This is a genomic window from Rhizobium sp. P32RR-XVIII (assembly GCF_012641395.1).
Taxonomy (GTDB): domain Bacteria; phylum Pseudomonadota; class Alphaproteobacteria; order Rhizobiales; family Rhizobiaceae; genus Rhizobium.
Window position 1 is genome coordinate 1 of sequence record NZ_JABAIH010000043.1, and the last position, 15482, is coordinate 15482.

General features: G+C 60.5%; 13 protein-coding genes and 2 pseudogenes. 6 read left to right on the forward strand and 9 right to left on the reverse strand.

The window, feature by feature from the left end:
• From HGP14_RS34325 to HGP14_RS34345, 5 genes are all read right to left on the reverse strand, one after another.
• Positions 1 to 2555 (reverse strand): AAA family ATPase (locus HGP14_RS34325; RefSeq protein WP_168834248.1); only part of this gene is annotated, 2555 nt, incomplete at its 3' end.
• 294 nt (positions 2556 to 2849) lie between these two features.
• Complete coding sequence (locus tag HGP14_RS34330) at positions 2850 to 4049, reverse strand: mandelate racemase/muconate lactonizing enzyme family protein (protein WP_168834249.1); 1200 nt, start codon at positions 4047 to 4049, stop codon at positions 2850 to 2852.
• Between the two features lie 17 nt (positions 4050 to 4066).
• Positions 4067 to 5428 carry a mandelate racemase/muconate lactonizing enzyme family protein gene (locus HGP14_RS34335; RefSeq protein WP_168834250.1) on the reverse strand — a complete coding sequence of 454 codons (1362 nt, stop codon included), beginning with the start codon at positions 5426 to 5428 and terminating at the stop codon, positions 4067 to 4069.
• Between the two features lie 64 nt (positions 5429 to 5492).
• Positions 5493 to 6659, reverse strand: coding sequence for a mandelate racemase/muconate lactonizing enzyme family protein (locus HGP14_RS34340; protein ID WP_168834251.1), 1167 nt, complete (start codon positions 6657 to 6659; stop codon positions 5493 to 5495).
• A gap of 53 nt (positions 6660 to 6712) precedes the next feature.
• Complete coding sequence (locus HGP14_RS34345) at positions 6713 to 7423, reverse strand: GntR family transcriptional regulator (protein WP_168834252.1); 711 nt, start codon at positions 7421 to 7423, stop codon at positions 6713 to 6715.
• A 208-nt stretch (positions 7424 to 7631) separates the two neighbouring features.
• On the opposite strand from HGP14_RS34345, the gene HGP14_RS34350 reads away from it, so the two are divergent.
• The 6 genes from HGP14_RS34350 to HGP14_RS34375 all read left to right on the forward strand — a co-directional run bounded on the left by HGP14_RS34350 (position 7632) and on the right by HGP14_RS34375 (position 14101).
• Positions 7632 to 9110, forward strand: coding sequence for a sugar ABC transporter substrate-binding protein (locus HGP14_RS34350; RefSeq protein ID WP_168834253.1), 1479 nt, complete (start codon positions 7632 to 7634; stop codon positions 9108 to 9110).
• A gap of 74 nt (positions 9111 to 9184) precedes the next feature.
• Positions 9185 to 10141 (forward strand): carbohydrate ABC transporter permease, encoded by a 957-nt coding sequence (locus HGP14_RS34355; RefSeq protein ID WP_168834254.1) that lies wholly within the window; start codon positions 9185 to 9187, stop codon positions 10139 to 10141.
• Positions 10138 to 11028, forward strand: coding sequence for a carbohydrate ABC transporter permease (locus HGP14_RS34360; RefSeq protein ID WP_168834255.1), 891 nt, complete (start codon positions 10138 to 10140; stop codon positions 11026 to 11028). The genes HGP14_RS34355 and HGP14_RS34360 overlap by 4 nt, the downstream gene beginning before the upstream one ends.
• Positions 11029 to 11039: 11 nt before the next feature.
• Positions 11040 to 12137, forward strand: a complete 1098-nt coding sequence (locus HGP14_RS34365; protein WP_168834256.1) for an ABC transporter ATP-binding protein — start codon at positions 11040 to 11042, stop codon at positions 12135 to 12137.
• A 32-nt stretch (positions 12138 to 12169) separates the two neighbouring features.
• Complete coding sequence (locus HGP14_RS34370; protein WP_168834257.1) at positions 12170 to 13333, forward strand: mandelate racemase/muconate lactonizing enzyme family protein; 1164 nt, start codon at positions 12170 to 12172, stop codon at positions 13331 to 13333.
• Between the two features lie 21 nt (positions 13334 to 13354).
• A complete protein-coding gene (locus HGP14_RS34375) occupies positions 13355 to 14101 on the forward strand; it encodes a ribonuclease activity regulator RraA (RefSeq protein ID WP_168834258.1) in 747 nt (248 codons plus the stop codon).
• A gap of 280 nt (positions 14102 to 14381) precedes the next feature.
• Here the strand turns inward: HGP14_RS34375 and HGP14_RS36085 are convergent.
• From HGP14_RS36085 to HGP14_RS35350, 4 genes and pseudogenes are all read right to left on the reverse strand, one after another.
• Positions 14382 to 14471: pseudogene (locus HGP14_RS36085) on the reverse strand (ATP-dependent DNA ligase); the annotation flags it as partial.
• Between the two features lie 21 nt (positions 14472 to 14492).
• Positions 14493 to 14711, reverse strand: coding sequence for a hypothetical protein (locus HGP14_RS36090; RefSeq protein ID WP_168834259.1), 219 nt, complete (start codon positions 14709 to 14711; stop codon positions 14493 to 14495).
• Positions 14712 to 14873: 162 nt separating this feature from the next.
• Positions 14874 to 15134 carry a hypothetical protein gene (locus HGP14_RS34385; RefSeq protein WP_168834260.1) on the reverse strand — a complete coding sequence of 87 codons (261 nt, stop codon included), beginning with the start codon at positions 15132 to 15134 and terminating at the stop codon, positions 14874 to 14876.
• A gap of 160 nt (positions 15135 to 15294) precedes the next feature.
• Positions 15295 to 15482, reverse strand: a pseudogene (locus tag HGP14_RS35350) (glycosyltransferase); the annotation flags it as partial.

The window sequence follows — 15482 nt, forward strand, 5'->3', positions numbered from 1 at the left end:
TGGCCGTCAATCCGCCGGAGATACTCCAGGCCAACCTCCACGGCACGGTCGCTCCGGTCCAGGTTGGTGTAGAGATTGAGGCGCACGCAGGTGACAGCGGCAAGGTCGACAGTGGTCCCGGCGCGTCTGGACAGCATCGCAAGCCGTTCTTCCGCAGATGCCAGTTCCCCCGTCAGGTATTCGCACTCGGCGCGGTTGAGCTCGAGGTCGAAGGTGAGCCGAGGGCACTGCTCCCAGCCGGTCGCTCCCAGCAAGGCCCGGCCGGCGGTGAAATATTGCAGCGCGGCGTGATAGGCGGTTGCCGCCTTAGCCCGCTGGCCCGCCACACGGTTGAGGTCGGCGACCTGTTCGCGCTCCGCCGGCGCGGTGATCAGCGCCGTGCCACGCCCGAACTGGCTGACAATGTCGAAGATGGTCTCCTCTAGTGCCTCCGCCGGCGTTTGCGCCGCGAGCACGCGGCCGATCCGAAGATGCGCCATGGCCCGCTCCCCCTCGGGGATGAGCGCATAGGCTGCCTCCTGAATGCGGTCGTGCAGGAAGGCGTAAGTGCTGTCCAAGCGCAGGACCAGGCCGGCCCGGACGGCGTCCCAGATGAGCGCATGGATAGCCTCCTCGCTAACACCGTGCACCAAGGTGAGTGTAGCCACCTCGGCGACATTCCCGAGGCAGGCCAGGAGGCCCAGAGCTGCCTGCGTTGCCGGAGCCAGACGGCGCAGCTTCGTCGCCATGAGATCCGCGACATTGTCGGTGAAGCCCTTGGCGCGGATGCGCGGCAGGTCCCAGGTCCAGGCGGCCCGGCCGGGATTGAAGGCCAGCAGCGCCTCCTCGGCCAGGGCGAGTAGAAACTGGATCGTGAAGAACGGATTGCCGGCTGTCTTCTCGTGCACGCGCCGGCCTAGCGGCGCGACGTGCTCCGGCGCGCAGCGCAGGGCATCGGCGATGAGCCGGCCCACATCCGCAAGTCCAAGCGGCGCCAACACAATCTCCTGCATCCGGCCCCCGGCGCTGCGGAGCGCCGCCAGCCGCCGCATCAGCGGGTGCGTTGGCGTGACCTCGTTGTCCCGATAGGCGCCGATCAGCAGCAGGTGGCGGACCTCCGGATGGGTGGCCAGATGCTCGATCAGATCCAGGGTTGCCGCGTCCAGCCACTGCAGGTCGTCGAGGAACAGCGCGAGCGGGTGTTCGTGCCGGGCGAACACGGCGAGGAAGCGCCGGAACACCAGCTGAAACCGGGCCTGCTGGTCCTGCGGCGAAAGATCGGGCGCCAGCGGCTGCTCGCCAATGATCAGAGCCAACTCCGGAACGAGATTGACCATGAGCTGGCCGTTCGGGCCCAACGCTTCCAGCAAGGCGGCACGCCAGTGGCTGAGTTCCGCGTCGCTCTTGACCAACAGCGGCCGGATCAGGCCCTGGAAGGCCTGGGCCAGCGTGGAATAGGGGATGTCTCGCTTGTACTGGTCGAACTTGCCGGATGCGAACAGCCCGCGTGGCGGGACGAGCACCCGGTGCAGCTCGTTGACCACCGCGGACTTGCCGATGCCCGAATAGCCGCAGACCAGCACCAGCTCAGGCGCGCCATCCTGGACGACACGGTCGAACGCGGCGAGCAAGGCCTCGACCTCGCGCTCGCGGCCATAGAGCCTTTCCGGAATCAGCAGCCGGTCGGGCGTGTCGTGTGCCCCGAGCGGGAAATCGTCGATACGGCCCTGGGCCACCCACTGTGCCAAACAGCGCCGCAGGTCGCTCTCGAGGCCGCCGGCGGTCTGGTAGCGCTCCTCGGCGGTTTTAGCGAGCAGCTTCATCACAATGGCCGAGACGGCGGCGGGAACATCTTTCACCCGCTCGCCCGGTGGCAACGGCCGCCGCGCGATGTGGCAGTGAACCCATTCCATCGGATCGGTCGCGGTGAACGGCAGAATGCCGGTGAGCATCTGGTAGAGCGTGACCCCGACGGCGTAGAGATCGCTGCGGGAGTCGATCGAGCGGTTCATGCGCCCGGTCTGTTCCGGAGCCATGTAGGCGAGCGTGCCGGCGATGAACTCAGGCGGTTTGGGCGTTTGTCGCTCACGGGACAGGCGCGAGGCGATGCCGAAGCCCGTTAGCCGCACCTCTCCGGTCTCGCCGTTGACCAGGATGTTGGCAGGTTTGATATCCTTGTGGATCAGGCCGCGCTGATGGACCTTGCCAAGGGCCAGAGCTATTCCGATCGCAACGCGCAGGAAGCTTCCAGGCTCCATGGGTCCGCCGAGCCGCCGGGCAAGCAGTTCGCCGCCCGGGTCCTCGAGTACAAGCATGGTCTGGCCACCTTCGCGCACTAGTTCCAGCGGCCGAAGCGCCCAGGTGCCTTCCAACTCGTCCGTCAAGCCATACTCGTGGGCGAAGCTATCAAGGATTGAATGTCGCGGATGCTCTGCGGCGGGCAGAGCGGCAAGCACGGGCTTACGTGTCCCGTCAGGATCGAGATGCCACCCCCGGCAGAAGACGCGTTCGCCGTCTTCCCATAGAAGCTGGCAACTGCCGTCATCTTCAGTGCCGAACCGAAAAGTTGGGGTCATTTGCGGGACTTTCACCACCAGGCCTAGCCCTCCTGGCAAACTGGCCGCAACATTCGTCTTGAGTTCGTCCACCCAAGTTGGCCAGAGCCGGGATGTTAGCACATCTCGTCCACTCATCCGAGCGTCTGCGCCGACAGTGCCGGCAAGAAGTGGCTGGGCGAGCTAAGTCCCTACGCGATCTCGTAGAAACTATCTGCCGCGAACGGCTTTCATTATAGTCGCGTCCGACATTGGCCCCTTGATAGGATCTGAACCGACGAACCCTTAACTAAATCACGGCAGGTGGAGGGAGCTTCAGTCGAAAAAGCCCGCATCCTCTTCCCTGAGATATTTCCTGGCCCCTTCAGCGTCGATATCGAGGCCCAGCCCCGGCGCTTCCAGTAGGTCCACCATGCTGTCCTTCACGATCTGCGGCGGCAAGCCGATTACCAGATCCTCCCACCAGGGGTCGGAGGCGGTGGGATATTCGAACGCGATGTAATTTGCCGGCAACGTGGCGCAGACATTGATCAACGCGCCGAGGCCCAGCAGACCGTTAGCGGTGCCATGCGGTGCCATCAGGATCGAGTGCATGTAGGCGTGCTCGGCGACCCATTTGAGCTCGGCAATACCGCCAACATCGGCTGGATCGGGGCCAATGATGCGTACCGCCTGCGTCTCGATCAGTTCCTTGAAATTGTGCCGCAGGTAGATCTGCTCACCAGTGTGGATTGGCGTCGAGGTGGAAGTTGTCAGTTCCCGATAGGCCTGCGGATTGACCCACGGCACGTAGTCGCCAGTCAGCATGTCCTCGAGCCACATCAAATTGTACTTCTCGACCGCGCGAGCGAACTTGATCGCATCGGGCAGCATCCAGCCCGGGCCGCAGTCGAGCGCTAGGCTGACTTTGTCGCCCAGCACTTCCTTCATCGCGATCACGCAGTCGAGCATGTGATTGAAACCGCGCTCGCTGATCACGCCCTGATCCATGGCGCCGTGATAGCCGGCCTTCTTCTGCGTCACGCCGTAGTGGAAGCCCTCAATGGTGTCCTTCATGTTGGAGTGGAACGAGATTCCTTGCTTGACCATGAAGAAGTTCTGCGGCTGCTCCATCATCCATTTGACGTCAGCGGCGTAATCCTCCGGCCGGTCGCCCGTGCGTTTCTGGCGAATCGAGCCGTTGTAGACACGCACCTTGTCCCGCACCTTGCCGCCAAGAAGTTTATAGGCGGGCACGCCGGCCGCCTTGCCAGCAATATCCCACAGCGCATGCTCGATAGCGCTGACCGCCGCGCCATACGGCTTGAAAGAGCCGCGTTGGCGGATCTTCAGCATTACTCTCTCTACGTCGGTCGGGTCCTCGCCGACGAGCGCCTCGCGGAAATGCAGCACCCAGGGCTTGAGGTAGGACTTGGTGAATTCAACTTCGCCCAAGCCATAGAGGCCCTCGTCCGTTACGATGCGGACGATCGGGTGTTTGCCGATAACGGCGCAGCGGAGATCAGTGATCTTCATCTTCGTTCCTTTTCGCCTCAGCTCCAAGTGCGATCCCAGGAATACTCATCGTCCCAGTGATCCGTAGGCTGCCAAATGTCGGTGACGCCCGGCCGCAGATGCAGCGAGATCACCTCGTCGACGACGTCGTCAATCCCCAGCCCCGGCTTGTCCGGAACAGTGATGAAGCCATTCTTCACCAGCGGCTTGGGAAGGCCCGTGACGATATCGTCCCACCAGTCGACATCGGCGGAATGATATTCGAGCGCCATGAAATTTTCGGTCGCGGTCGCGACATGTGCCGCGGCCATTGCGGCGATTGGACTTTCTGCCATGTGGATGGCCATGGAGACACCATGGTCCTGCGCCATGTCGCCGATCTTCTTGGTCTCGAGTATGCCCCCGCTGGTGAGCAGGTCCGGGTGAATAACGGAGACACCGCCACTCCTCAGCAAAGGCTCAAAGCCCTCCTTGAGGTATATGTCCTCACCGGTGCAGATCGGCACCGTAGTGGCATCCTGCAGTCGTTGGTACTGCTCGGTATACTGCCAGGGGATTACATCCTCGAGCCAGGCTGGCACGTATTCTTCAATTCGCCTGGCAAGGCGAATGCCGTTCTGCACCGAGATGTGGCCAATGTGATCGATGGCGAGCGGAACATCCATGCCGATGACCTCACGAACCTCGGCAATGTATTGCTCAAGGAAGTCGAGGCCCTTGTCGGAAAAGTGGAGGCCGGTAAACGGGTGCGGGACGTTATGCAGATCGTACACGGCGTTGCGGACGCGACGCTCTTCAATGGTCTTCAGCGCGCCGCGACGGGGATGGTCGCGGTACCCTTCAAGTGAGCCGGCAGGAGACACGACCGCACCCGGCACGTCTGCGATCTGCATCAGCCCCAGATCCATCTTGAGGAAGGTAAAGCCGAGCTCCATGCGCTGCTTGAGGCGCTTGCCTGTCTCGGTGCCGCTCGGCACGGTGGCGTCGGTGTCGCAGTAGACGCGCACCTTCTCCCGAAACCGGCCGCCGAGCATCTGGTAGATGGGGACGCCATAGGCCTTGCCGGCAAGATCCCACAATGCGATCTCGACCGCCGATACGCCACCGCCTTGCCGGCCGTGCCCGCCGAACTGCTTGATCCGGCGAAACAGGCGGTCGATGTCGCAAGGGTTTTCGCCAAGCAATCGGCTCTTCAGCATCAGCGCGTAAGTGGCGCTGGCGCCGTCGCGCACCTCGCCAAGCCCGACAATGCCCTGGTTGGTGTAAATCTTGAGCAGCGCTGAGGTGAACGGCGCGCCGACGATTTCGGCTACCCGCATATCGATGATGCGAAGGTCCGACGGCTTGGAATGCATGTTCACCCGATTGAGTGCCTCGTCGGCTCCATCTGCCTCTGGCATGATTTATCCTCGTTCTGGTCGGGGGCTCGTCGCCGCGCGCTGGGGCGGCCTGGAGCGTTGCTAGCTAGTCGAGCTCTATCTCGTGGTTTTGAAGGTAGTCGCGGTTCATTTCAACGCCGAGGCCAGGCCTGGGCGTAAGCTTGAGGCTGCCGTTGGAAACATCGAGTGGTCTGTCGATGAGGTGATCGTATTTGCCCAAGTTCCACTCCGACGTTTCGAGTTTGTAGAAGTTGGGAACGGTCATCATCACCTGCGCCCCCGCAACCACGTTGATCGGCCCTGCGGCGTCATGCGGCGAGACCGGGATGTAGTAGGCCTCGCATAGGGCAGAAATCTTCTTGAGTTCGGTAATGCCGCCGGTCCAGGTGACATCAGGCATGATGTAGTCAGCGAGCTTGTTTTCGAGCACCGGCACGAAATCCCACTTCGTGTGGCCGCGCTCGCCCCAAGAGATAGGGGCACTGACCTTCTCGCGGACCTGTTTGAGAGCGTTGAGGCTCTCCGGTGGACAGGGCTCCTCGAACCAGTCGATCTGACCAGCTTCCTCGAGGCTGCGACAAAGGCGAATGGCGGTGGGAACGTCGAACCGGCCATGCGCATCGATGAGGATGTCGACATCAGAGCCCGCCGTTTGGCGGATCAGAGCCGTGAGTTCGGCGGCTTCGCGCTCATCCTTGCGGGTCATGCTGCCATCGAGGTAGCCGTCCCGCTGTTCGCGAGGCTGTCCATCGGCGGTGCGGCCCTGGTGGGGGAAAGGATCGAACTTGAGCGCGGTGTGGCCGGACTCGACGATGTCTCGAATTTCGCGAACCACAGCCTCGTTGCTGGTAAACTTGGCCTGGTTGGGATGGGTGTAGAGCGCGATTTCATCGCGTACCGGTCCGCCCAACAGCTCGTAAATCGGCTTACCAAGGACTTTGCCTCGGATGTCCCAAAGGGCTATGTCGATGGCGCTCACGCATTCGACTGCGGCGCCGCGACTGCCCATGTAGGTGAAGCTGCGGAATATCTTGTGCCACAGATATTCGATACGCGCCGGGTCCTCGCCTGTCAAAGCGGCACCGATCTGTCGCAGGATCGTGCAGAGGGCGCGATTGGCGAGCCTTGTCGTGGTGGTGATCTCTCCCCAGCCGCTTACCCCCTCGTCGGTCGTCACTTCGACAAACAGAAACTCTCCCCAATAAGAAGCATCGGATCTGATTAGCCAGGGGCGAACGCTGGTGATTTTCATCTCAACTGCCTTTGTTGAAGTGGTCGGGATAACGATATTCCAGGCTACCTATTCTATCCTGCCCGAGCGGCGTTTCGCGCCCGCATGTGTTCGAGGATGTGCCGGCCGGAGCCCTCGACATGGCGTGCAATGAGTTCGGCTGCCTCGCTCGCCTTTCCCGCTTTTACATGCGCGATGAGCTCGCGATGCTCGCTAAGGATCGCGGCACGCCGGGAGAGCGTGAAGTCGAAACGTCGGCTCACGGCTCGAAGCACTTCGCGATGTTTCCACCAAAGCTCGGCGGCATGGCGGTTGTAGTGCTTCTGGTACATGACGGTGTGAAAGGCGGTATCCAGCTCGCTGTGCCTGACCGTGTCGGCGAAGTTGTTCTCTTCGATCAGGCCTTGGATGCGTTCGAGTTCAGCGATGTCCTCGACGGTGGCCATATTGACGAACCATCGCGTCAGTGCCGGCTCGATCAAGACCCCGATCTCGTAGATATCCCGAACAAAATCCTGATCTATGGGCCGGACGCGCGCTCCGCGGTTTGGAACGAAGGTGACAAAACCCTCCCCGCGCAAAAGTTGGAGAGCCTCGCGCACGGGGTTGGTCGAGGTGCCGTGGCGCCGGGCGAGATCGGTGACCACAAGCCTTTCGTTGGCAGCAAGCCGCCCCTCGATGATGTCATCCCTGATCAGTTGGTAGAGCGAGGCGCCCTCGCTGGATGCCCCGTCAGCGTCGATGCCTTCGGGCGGCTTTGCTTTAAAATCGCTGGTTTCGGCCAAGACTATCCTCATCAATACACATATCGTTCGAATATCACGCAAATCTTTGGTAAACAATGTACGATTTGGCCGATTGACAGATAATCTACGATCTGAAAACGTATGATGTGCTCGAAGAGGTGTATTGACTGGGAGGTCGCGAAGCCGTCGAGCAAAGACCGCTCGCCCCGACGCAGAGCGGCATGGGAGAGAAACCTGGAGGATACCTATGACGAGGATTTCACTCGGAGGTGCCGTCCTGCGCGGCACTGTCTCTACTGCTTTGATGGTATCATTGATGTCTGCGTCTGCGCTTGGCGCGCCGGTCGACCTGAGCAAGTGGTCGCCGCAATATGTGCGCTCCATTGCCGGCACCCAGGATTTCGACACGGCGGCTGATTGCGGCAAGGTCACGCCACTCGACTACAAGGGGCGACTGACTTTCTGGTACCAGGGTGTGTTCGAAGGCGACCCGGATCTCCTGCGCGAGTATTACAAGGATTTCTTCGCGACGTTCCGCAAAACCTATCCAAACATCCAGCTTGAGGAACAGGCCCTCACCTATAACGACCTCTTGGACAAGTTCCGGACCGCACTCCTTGGCAATGCCGCTCCCATGGCGGTCCGCCTGCAAATCCTGGGTGGCACTGAGTTTGCCTCAAAGGGCTATTTGCAGCCGCTCAAACCCGAGGATGTCGGCTATTCGACCGGGGATTTCTGGCCCGGCGCAATGAAGGCTGTAACCTGGGACGGGGTGACCTACGGCATTCCAACCAACAACGAGACGATGGCGTTCATCTGGAATGCCGACATCTTCAAGCGTGCAGGCCTCGATCCGGACAAGGCTCCGGCTACCTGGGACGACGTCGTCAAGTATTCCAAGCAGATCCACGACAAGCTCGGCATTGCCGGTTACGGCCTCGTGGCTCGCAAGAATGCCGGCAATACGCCGTACCGCTTCATGCCGCAGCTGTGGGCCTATGGCGGCGGCGTCTTCGACGAAGCTACCACCAACCCGACCTATAAGGATGTCGAGCTCGATAGCCCGCAGAGCAAGGCGGCATTGCAAGCCTCCTACGATATGTATGTCCGCGACAAGTCGGTTCCGGTTTCGGCGCTCACCAACCAGCAGGCCGACAACCAGCCGCTCTTCCTCGCTGGCCAGCTCGGCATGATGATCTCGCATCCGTCCGATTACGACGTCATGCTCGACCTGCAGAAAAAGGCGACGGACACCGACAAGCAAAAGGCGCAGACCGTTATCAACAACATGCGCTACGGCTTGATCCCGACTGGTCCCGACGGCAAGCGTGCCGTGGTGTTTGGCGGCTCAAACATTCATATCCTCAAGCCCGAATATGTCGAGGGCGGCAAGGTAGACGAGCCGGCGGCAAAGGCTATCATCTGCATGTGGACGAGCCCCGAATGGTCGCTGAAGATGGCCTATGCCGGCTCGAACCCGGGAAACCTCAACGGCTTCAAGACCAAATGGATGAAGGAACGCCTGGACCACATCAAGTTCCTTGATGTCACGACCTCGATGCTGCCTTACGGCATCCCATTCCCGGCGCTGCCACAGTCCCCAGAGATCATGAACATAATCGTCCCGGACATGCTCCAGAATGCTCTGACCGGGGCTATGACCGTCGACCAGGCAGCGGACGACGCGGCCAAGAAGGTCAAAGCCCTGATGGACGGTGGGCTCTAGTCCAAGTCCGACGATCTGACCGGCTGCGGATCGATCGCAGCCGGTTTTGTTCCCAAGGATGAGGGCTCTGCACAGTGACGATCTTGACTGGGAAGGCCGAGGCTCCCCGAAGACTGCCTGATGGGTCCGGAGTGCTGCGAAAGATTTGGGAGCATCGCGCTGACTACGCGTATGTGCTTCCTGCGATCGCCGTGATGCTCATCGTCATAGCCTACCCGATCTACTACACGATCGAGCTGTCGTTCTTCAATACACCGCCTGGCCTGCAGCTCCGGGACAAGATTTTCATCGGCCTCGACAACTACATCGCCATCCTCACAAGCCCGGTGTTCTGGAAGGTCACCTCGAACACTCTTATCTGGACAGTGGGATCGACCTTCATCTCGTTTGTCCTGGGGTTCGCCAGTGCCCTGGCGCTCCACCGTGACTTTGCCGGCCGCGCCATCCTACGCGCCGTCCTAATCATTCCATGGGTCATCAGCGCGGTCGCCGCGTCCTATATCTGGAAATGGATCTACCATTCGGACTTTGGGATCATTGGCGCAGTGCTAGTTGGCTTGGGATTGACCGACCGGCCGCCGAATTTCATCGACAGCGTCAGCACAGTGCTGCCCTCGCTGATCGTGGTCAATATCTGGCGAGAGTTTCCTTTCGCCATGATCATGATGATGGCTGGCCTGCAAACGGTTCCCGACCAGTTGCTGCGCGCCGCAAAAGTCGACGGAGCCAATGCATGGCAGCGGTTCTGGCACGTCACCTTTCCGCATGTGAGAAACGTTTCGACGGTGACGATCCTTCTCTTGGCAGTAGCCAACTTCAATTCTTTCATCATCCCCTGGATCATGACCGGCGGCGGGCCGTCGAATGCATCGCATATCTGGATCACCCACATTTATGAGCTCGCCTTCGGCCGCCAGCGCTGGGGGGTCGCGTCGGCCTACTCGGTGTTGCTGTTTTTGATCCTGATGTCACTTGGCTACTTCTACGTCCGGGCGCTTAGCGGCAACGAGCAGAAGGACGGGAGCGAATGAGCACGATTGCCGAAACTGTTCAGCAAGGCCAGGCGCATCGCCGTGTACGCATCGATGGATGGCGGTGGGGCGGACGCATCTTCCTTGTGTTCATGCTGCTTTACACCGCATTACCGATGATCTGGATGCTGCTCACCTCGATCAAGTCCGGCTTCGCGGCCATGCAATTCCCGCCGCAATGGTGGCCGGACCAACCCACCCTCGCCAGCTACCAGAAGCTGCTCGATCCGCAAAACAGCGTCGGCCAGGACTTCCTGCGCTTCTTCTGGAACAGCCTTTTCGTCTCCACCGCCACGACCATCCTTTCGGTGATCGTGGCAGTTCCTGCGGCCTACGCGTTTTCACGCTTCACCTTCCCGGGCCGGAACTTTCTGTTCTTCGCCGTCTTGCTTCGGAACATGTTCCCGGCAGTGATCTTTCTCGTGCCGCTCTTCATCTTGATGCGCGCGATCGGGCTGGTGAACACGCATGGGTCGCTGGTCCTCACCTACCTCACATTCGGCCTGCCGCTGGCGATCTGGCTCCTCAAGGGCTTCTACGACAACATCCCGGTGCAACTCGAGCAGGCGGCGCGCATCGACGGGGCAACGCGGTTCCAGGCCTTTGTCCTGATCGTGATGCCGCTCTCGGCGCCAGGAATCATCGCCACGGCGATCTATTCCTTCATTGGCGCGTGGAACGAGTACATCTACGCCTACACCTTCCTCTCCAAGAACGAGCAGTTGACACTGCCGGTCGGCATCCAGCGCTTCTTCTCGGAAAATACAACGGACTTTCCGGGCCTGATGGCGGCCAGCTTCATGATGAGCGTGCCCGTCGTGGTCCTGTTCCTCGTCCTGCAACGATACTTCGTACGCGCCCTCACGGAAGGCGCAGTCAAGCACTAGGGGAGTTGCCGGTGGCCCACGTGGTCCTCAAAGATCTGGTCAAGACCTATGGCAGCTTCAAAGCTGTCAACAATGTTTCGCTGACGGTCAACGACGGCGAATTCGTTGCGCTCGTCGGCCCTTCAGGCTGCGGCAAGACAACCACACTCAATCTTGTGGCGGGGCTCATCTCCGTCACGTCGGGCGACATCATCATCGGCGACCGGGTGGTCAACGACCTCGACCCCAAGGACCGGGACATCGCAATGGTGTTCCAGAACTACGCCCTCTATCCGCAGAAATCGGTCTACAAAAATCTGGCGTTCCCGCTGCAGATGCGCAAACTCCCAAGGGACGAGATCGACAAGAAGGTCAAGGAAGCAGCGCGAGTGCTCGACATGACGCAGCTGCTCGAGCGCAAGCCACGCGAACTTTCGGGCGGGCAACAGCAGCGCGTGGCGCTGGGCCGTGCCCTCGTTCGCGACCCGGCGGTATTCCTGATGGATGAACCACTCTCCAACCTCGACGCAAAGCTGCGCGTGCAGATGCGCTCGGAGATCAAGCGTTTCCACCAGGACCTCAAGGCGACGATCATCTACGTGACGCACGACCAGCTCGAAGCGGTGACCATGGCCGACAGGATGGCGGTGATGAATGGCGGCTACCTGCAGCAATACGATTCACCGGCGCAGGTCTTTGCCCATCCGGTGAACATGTTCGTCGCCAGCTTCGTCGGTAGCCCGGCGATGAGCCTTGTTCCGCTGGAGGCGTCAACGGCAAGTGGCAACGCTGTGTTGACCAGCGCGGAGGGCTGGCGCCTCGAGCTCTCGCCAAACAACGCCCTGAAGGTCGCGAGGGCAACAACCAAGAAGGTCGTGCTCGGCGCACGTCACTCGACGATCAGGCTGCACAAGAGTGCGATGCCAGGAAGCGTTCCCGCCAAGGCCTACACGGTGGAACCGACCGGAGATGTCACCTTCGTACAGGCTTTACTGTCTGGCGCCATCGTCAATGTCAGCGTGCCGCCCACCATTGCCGTCGCGCCCGATGAACAGATTTGGCTCCAGTTCGATCAGGAGCGGATTCATCTGTTCGACGGCGAAACCGAGATGGCCCTTAAGGCCGACTGAGACGGGAGGGAGCGTATGAAACGAGGGCGTGGATGACGACTAAGCTCAAAATCACGGCAATAAAACCCTATCCAGTATGGGTAGGAACGCGCAACCAGATGCTGGTGAAGGTCGAGACCGACAGCGGCATCTTCGGCTGGGGCGAGAGCGGCTTGAGCGGCCGCGAGAAGGCCGTGGCCGGCGCGATCGAGCACTACCGCGAGTTTCTGATCGGCTGCGACCCGATGCAGATTGGGCGGATCTGGCAAGAGATTTATCGCAGCCAATACTTCGAAGGTGGGCGTGTCCTGCAGGCGGCGATTTCCGCCATCGACATTGCCCTTCACGACATCAAGGGCAAGGCACTGGGAGTGCCGGCCTATGAACTCCTAGGTGGCAAGCAGCGCGACCGCATTCCTACCTTTGCCTCGACCGGTGACGAGGCCGAGGGCGATGTTGCCATCGAACGAGCCCGCGAACTACGCGCACAAGGGTGGCAGGCGATCCGCTTCTTCCCCATCGGGCAAAGCAGCAAGGACATCTTTGAGCCGCGGGAGTCGATCGGCGCTACCGCAACTATGCTCAATAGGGCGCGAGAGGCGCTGGGCGACGACGTCGTCCTCGGCATCGACTATCATCATCGGCTGTCGGTGGCAGAGGCGGCGAGCTTCTGTAACAAGCTCGGCCGTGGCGTGCTTGATTTCCTCGAGGAGCCGATACGAGACGAGACACCCGAGGCCTACGAATCCTTGCGCACGATGACCGACATCCCGTTCGCCATCGGCGAGGAATTTGCCAGCAAGTGGCAATTCCTGCCCTACATCGAACGTGGCATCCATCAGTTCAACCGGCTCGATGTTTGCAATGTTGGCGGGCTCACCGAAGCGATGAAGGTCGCTGGTTGGAGCGAGGCGCACTATGTGGACCTGATGCCGCACAATCCCCTCGGCCCCGTCTGCACGGCCGCGACCATCCATCTCGCCGCCGCGGTGCCGAATTTCGCTTGGCTCGAGACCAGGGCGCCCGAAGCAAAGCTGGGCTTCGATAATTCCGACTTCTTCCCCGTGCAACCACGGCTCGACGGTCCCGACTATCCGGTCAGCGATCTGCCCGGGCTCGGCGTCGAGGTCAACGAAGAGGCGGTCAAGGCCGAGAGCTTTCGTTTCTGGGAAGCGCCTCACCTGAAGCGCCGCGACGGTTCTGTCGCAAATTGGTAGTTTCATCCACCGGAGCCTAGAATGACACATACACCCGACACTACCCGACCGCCCAAAGAGATGATCGACGCTTTGAAGGAAATCGGCGCCGCGACGGTTTCCGGCACGCTCGGCCACATGGGCTTCCGCAATCCGCACATGGTCGGTCCCGTGCCGCAAAGTCACGGCAAGTCGATCGTCGGGCCGGCCCTGACGCTTCAATTCATGCCGCAGCGGCCGGACCTCTTCACCGAGGGAGAATATGCAGATCCGGAGACGCAGTTGCACCGCCATGTGCTTTATCACGTGCAGGAGGGCGATGTGGTCGTGGTCGACGCGCGCGGCGACATGAGCTCGGGCGTCTTCGGCGATATGATGTCGACGTATTTCAAGGGCAGAGGCGGCGCTGGCATCGTGATCGATGGCTGCATGCGCGATCGGCCCAATGTCGAGAAGCTAGATCTCCCTCTTTGGCTGCGCGGCTGGACGCCCAACTATCATGTGCAGACTGGAATCTATCCCAACGCCGTCAATGTTCCGATTGCCTGCGGCGGTGTCACGGTAATCCCCGGAGACATCATCGTCGCCGACGACGACGGGGCGGTGGTGCTTCCAGTCGCAATGGCCTCGAAGGTAATCGAAGAATCGCAAAAGCATCACGATTGGGAGGAGTTCTCGCGAGTGAAGCTTATGGCGGGCGGGTCGTTGCAGCGCTACTATCCGCTGCACGACGATGCTCGCGGAGAGTACGAAGAGTGGCGCAAAACAAACCGCTCGGGAACAACTTAGCCAATGGATTACCCGGGCGGCGAACTTTCTGTTGATCACGCCTTGTATGCTGGATGCTGGTCGGATCGTTGTTGGCCTGCCAAGAAATCAGTGTGTCGAGATCATCGATGATGAGTGATGCGCGGCCGCGATACTCTTTGCCTCGTGGTATTATCTTCCGCAAACTCTGACTTCCAAAGCTTAGTGCGTTGGTTTGTGTGCTTATCGGGACTAGGCGGACTGGTGGGCCATGGACGGCGCCCGAAGTATATGGAGCTGAACTCCGGCCCGCACGCCAGCGCTAAATTTCATAAACCGCCGCCTCGCCCTGCTCCTCTCGAAGCCCCTTATATGACGCATGCCGCAGCTTCTGGTCATGCGTCCAGGCGCGCAGGACAAAGCGGTGATCTACTTAGAGCTTTGATCTCTTTCCACAGTATGTAGTTGGGGGCGGCAGAGCCTCGTGGGCTTGTGCCAGTGTTTCCAACCAGGCAGCCAGGCCTGCAGGAATTTCCTCGTTCCCGGCTTCGAGCGCTTCGAGCCACGACAATTCGCATTGGAGGGCCGATGCGATGTTGATCGGCGTCCATCGGATATGCAGGAGGCATTCAGAAAATCGTTCTGGGGTCATGGTTGTAACTGGCAGATGATTCCGATCGAGCCCATACCGGCAAAGGGGAGTGATCCCGGTGTTTATGCCTCGGCCAGCGTCTGGACAACCTCCTCGGTCGTCCAAAGGCCGTTGGCCATGTTGCGGATTGAATGGCTGACTTGTAGCAACGACATATGTCCCTCAATTTTCTTCGGTTTGAGGGATATTTCGTATGCCCTTAATCGTCGCAGCGGCCGCTGTGCGGCCGCGGGCCGCAAATTCTTCCAACTCCCGCTTGGAAACGAACTGACCCAATTTAGCGATCGCCGGCTCGGGGTGGGTGAACTCTAAGTTGGGGATGTCTGGCAATTTAAGTGCTTGGCCCAGTGTCATGATCCCGATCGGGCGCGGGCCATGCTCGTCGTTCAGACGCACTTCTACGATTATCCTGAGGCGTGTCATCTATTTCTCATGAGCAGCGTTCGAGCTACGTGCCTCATCGAGAGAGGAAAAGGAGGCAAGGTCAAACTATCCACCGACGTCACCCTCACGCACTATGCATAGGTCCAGGTTGGAAGCGACACGTACCCGCCCTCATGCACGACAAGCTGTCGGCCGAGTTCTAGCCTAATTCCCCAACGATCCTGAGGAGCTCAGCGCGAGTGTCTATCCGCGCGAACTCTCTGGCCATGAAGGAGGCGCGCGCGCGATACCTCTGCGTATCGAGGGCAGTCCGGACGGCCCCGCGCAATAGCTGCGGCGTCGGTGCATTGGTTCCAAGGTTGATGCCGACCCCGGACCAGCCGACCC

Coding starts and splice junctions, on each gene's coding strand:
- HGP14_RS34330 (WP_168834249.1), bottom strand. CDS start 4,049: ATGAAGATCACTGATCTCCGCTGCGCCGTTATCGGCAAACACCCGATC.
- HGP14_RS34335 (WP_168834250.1), bottom strand. CDS start 5,428: ATGCCAGAGGCAGATGGAGCCGACGAGGCACTCAATCGGGTGAACATG.
- HGP14_RS34340 (WP_168834251.1), bottom strand. CDS start 6,659: ATGAAAATCACCAGCGTTCGCCCCTGGCTAATCAGATCCGATGCTTCT.
- HGP14_RS34350 (WP_168834253.1), top strand. CDS start 7,632: ATGACGAGGATTTCACTCGGAGGTGCCGTCCTGCGCGGCACTGTCTCT.
- HGP14_RS34360 (WP_168834255.1), top strand. CDS start 10,138: ATGAGCACGATTGCCGAAACTGTTCAGCAAGGCCAGGCGCATCGCCGT.
- HGP14_RS34370 (WP_168834257.1), top strand. CDS start 12,170: ATGACGACTAAGCTCAAAATCACGGCAATAAAACCCTATCCAGTATGG.
- HGP14_RS34375 (WP_168834258.1), top strand. CDS start 13,355: ATGACACATACACCCGACACTACCCGACCGCCCAAAGAGATGATCGAC.
- HGP14_RS36090 (WP_168834259.1), bottom strand. CDS start 14,711: ATGACCCCAGAACGATTTTCTGAATGCCTCCTGCATATCCGATGGACG.
- HGP14_RS34385 (WP_168834260.1), bottom strand. CDS start 15,134: ATGACACGCCTCAGGATAATCGTAGAAGTGCGTCTGAACGACGAGCAT.